Source organism: Pseudomonas sp. EGD-AK9 (assembly GCF_000465935.2).
GTDB lineage: Bacteria > Pseudomonadota > Gammaproteobacteria > Pseudomonadales > Pseudomonadaceae > Aquipseudomonas.
In genome coordinates this window covers 1-2,931 of record NZ_AVOF01000376.1, presented here as the reverse complement: position 1 = coordinate 2,931, position 2,931 = coordinate 1, and the positions used below count along the sequence as shown (strand labels likewise).

The 2,931-nt window shown below is 67.8% G+C and carries 4 protein-coding genes; 3 read left to right on the top strand and 1 reads right to left on the bottom strand.

Annotated elements, in window-relative coordinates:
- Positions 1-308 (bottom strand): gamma-glutamyltransferase (locus tag N878_RS16735; RefSeq protein WP_031303324.1); only part of this gene is annotated, 308 nt, incomplete at its 3' end.
- 135 nt (positions 309-443) lie between these two features.
- On the opposite strand from N878_RS16735, the gene pcaQ reads away from it, so the two are divergent.
- The 3 genes from pcaQ to pcaG all read left to right on the top strand — a co-directional run bounded on the left by pcaQ (position 444) and on the right by pcaG (position 2,818).
- A complete protein-coding gene (pcaQ, locus tag N878_RS16730) occupies positions 444-1,376 on the top strand; it encodes a pca operon transcription factor PcaQ (protein ID WP_021444755.1) in 933 nt (310 codons plus the stop codon).
- A 102-nt stretch (positions 1,377-1,478) separates the two neighbouring features.
- The gene (gene pcaH, locus N878_RS16725; protein ID WP_021444754.1) at positions 1,479-2,198 is read left to right on the top strand and encodes a protocatechuate 3,4-dioxygenase subunit beta; all 720 of its coding nucleotides are present in this window, start codon (positions 1,479-1,481) and stop codon (positions 2,196-2,198) included.
- 11 nt (positions 2,199-2,209) lie between these two features.
- The gene (gene pcaG / locus N878_RS16720; RefSeq protein WP_031303323.1) at positions 2,210-2,818 is read left to right on the top strand and encodes a protocatechuate 3,4-dioxygenase subunit alpha; all 609 of its coding nucleotides are present in this window, start codon (positions 2,210-2,212) and stop codon (positions 2,816-2,818) included.
- Positions 2,819-2,931 lie beyond the last annotated feature (113 nt).

Sequence of the window (2,931 nt, the reverse complement as noted above, 5' to 3'; positions counted from 1 at the left end):
CCCCGAGCTCGGCCATCTGGCGATGATCCTGGCGCTGTGTCTGTGCCGCGCAGGCCGATGCTGCCGCCTGCCGGCAGACGCTGGCCGGCCTGGCCGATCCCCACAATGGTGCGCACTTCGCGGTCATGGAGCAGCCACAGGGCATCGCCGCCGATGCCGGTCATGTGCGGGTAGACGGCGGCCAGGGTGGCGCTAGCGGCGAGCATGGCGTCGATGGCGCTGCCGCCGGCATCGAGCATGGCCAGGCCGCTGCGGGTGGCGGCGGGGTGGGGGGTGCAGATCACGCCGCGGGTGGATTCGGCCAACATGGGAGGCTCCTGGCTAGCGAACAATGAAATATTGCTAGCAATTTATGCAGGAGCCATGCCGCCTCGTTTCCCGCAGCGCTTGGGCGGCGGCGGCGCTTTGCGGCATGATCGGCCCATTCCACTTCGGTGCCCGCGATGAACATCGACACCCGCATCAAATTCCGCCACCTGCTGTGCTTTCTCGAGATCGCCCGCCAGCGCAGCTTCGCCAAGGCCGCCGATGCCCTGGCGGTGAGCCAGCCGGCGATTTCCAAGACGCTCAAGGAGCTGGAGGAGATCCTCGCCGCCAGCCTGTTCGAGCGCGGCAAGCAGGGCGTGACCCTGACGGCCGCCGGGGTGGCCTTCATGCGCTACGCCGGGCCCTGCGTGCAGGCGCTGCGCGACGGGGTCAACAGCCTGCGCGGCGGCGAGCACGAGGCCGGCCAGGTGCGCGTCGGCGTGCTGTCCACCGTCGAGAGCCTGCTGATTCCCGAGGTGGTGCGGCGCCTGCACGAGCGCCAGGCGGCGCTGGTGGTCAGCGTCGCCACCGGGCCGGGCGCCTACCTGCTCGGCCAGTTGCGCGTCGGCGAGCTGGACCTGGTGGTCGGCCGCATGACCGACAGCCCGGACATCCAGGGCCTGACCTTCGAGCACCTGTACAGCGAATCCATGACCCTGGTGGTGCGCCCCGGTCATCCGCTGCTGGCTGCCGGCGCCGCCGCGCTGGGACAGCTTGGCGATTACCCGCTGGTGCTGCCGACGGCCGGTACCACCATCCGCAAGCATGCCGACAGCCTGTTCGTGCAGTGCGGGGTGACGCCTTCGCGGCAGCGCCTGGAGACCCTGTCGCCGGCGCTCAGTCGACGCTACGTGCTGTCCGGCGATGCGCTGTGGGTGGCGCCGCAGGACGCGGTGTGCCTGGACGTGCAGCGTGGCGAGCTGGTCGAGCTGCAGCTGGGCGTGCAGGAGCCGGGCGGTTCGGTGGGCATCTGCCGCAACGGCGCGCTGGCCTTGCCGCTGGCCGCCGAGCAGTTCTGCGCGGCGCTGCGCGAGGTGGCAGAGGCCTACCGCGAGGGGCTGTTTGCATAACCTATTGGTTATGGGTGGGCGGCGTCTTTTCAATATTCCCCGCGTGCGCTTTGCCGGACACTGTGGCCACTGACTCCACAATAGCCACAACAGGAGCGCACCATGCCTGCCGAGGACAATCGCCGTTTCGTCATTCGTGACCGCAACTGGCACCCCAAAGCCCTGACGCCCGATTACAAGACCTCCATCGCCCGTTCGCCGCGCCAGGCGCTGGTGAGCATCCCGCAGTCGATCTCCGAGACCACCGGCCCGGACTTCTCGCACCTGCAGTTCGGCGAGCACGACAACGACCTGCTGCTCAACTTCAACCACGGTGGCCTGCCCATCGGCGAGCGCATCATCGTTTCCGGTCGGGTGATGGATCAGTACGGCAAGCCGATCCCGCATACCCTGGTGGAAATGTGGCAGGCCAACGCCGGTGGCCGCTACCGGCACAAGAACGACCGCTACCTGGCGCCGCTCGACCCCAACTTCGGCGGTGTCGGCCGTGCCCTGACCGACAGTGAAGGTCGCTATATCTTCCGCACCATCAAGCCCGGCCCCTACCCCTGGCGCAATGGCCCCAACGACTGGCGCCCGGCGCATATCCACTTCTCGCTCAACGGCCCGTCGATTGCCACGCGGCTGATCACCCAGCTGTATTTCGAGGGCGATCCGCTGATCCCGCTGTGCCCGATCGTCAAGGCGATCGCCAACCCGGACGCGGTGCAGACGCTGATCGCCAAGCTCGACATGAGCACGGCCAATCCCATGGATTGCCTGGCGTACCGTTTCGACATTGTCTTGCGCGGCCAGCGCCAAACCCATTTCGAGAACAAGTGAGGAGGATGACCATGCCTGTTGAATTGCTGCCGGAAACCCCTTCACAAACCGCCGGCCCCTACGTGCACATCGGCCTGGCCCTGGCCGCGGCCGGCAACCCGACCCGCGAGCAGGAGATCTGGAACCAGATGGCGGGGCCCGATGCGCCGGGCCAGCACATCCTGCTGGTCGGTCACGTCTACGACGGCAACGGCCACCTGGTGCGCGACGCCTTCCTCGAGCTGTGGCAGGCCGACCACCAGGGCCGGTACGACGAGGCTTACGACCAGTCCAAAGCGTTCAACGGCTTCGGTCGTACCGCCACCACCTTCGATGCCGGCAGCGAGTGGACCGCCTACACGGTCAAGCCCGGCGTGGTGCGCAACACCGCCGGCGTGGCGATGGCGCCGCACGTCAACGTCGCGCTGTTCGCCCGCGGCATCAATATCCACCTCAACACCCGGCTGTACTTTGAAGACGAGGCCGAGGCCAACGCCAAGGACCCGGTGCTCAATCTGATCGAGCAGCCGCAGCGCCGCGAGACGCTGATCGCCAAGCGCTGCGAGGTGGACGGCAAGCCGGCCTACCGCTTCGATATCCGCATCCAGGGCGAAGGCGAGACCGTGTTCTTTGACTTCTGAGCTGGCCGCGCAGGCCGTTCGCCTGATCGAGGCGCGCGGCCTGCAACTGGACGAGGCCCAGACGCGCATGCTGGCGCGCCTGGGCGACTGGCTGCAGGCGCGCCTGCGGCCGT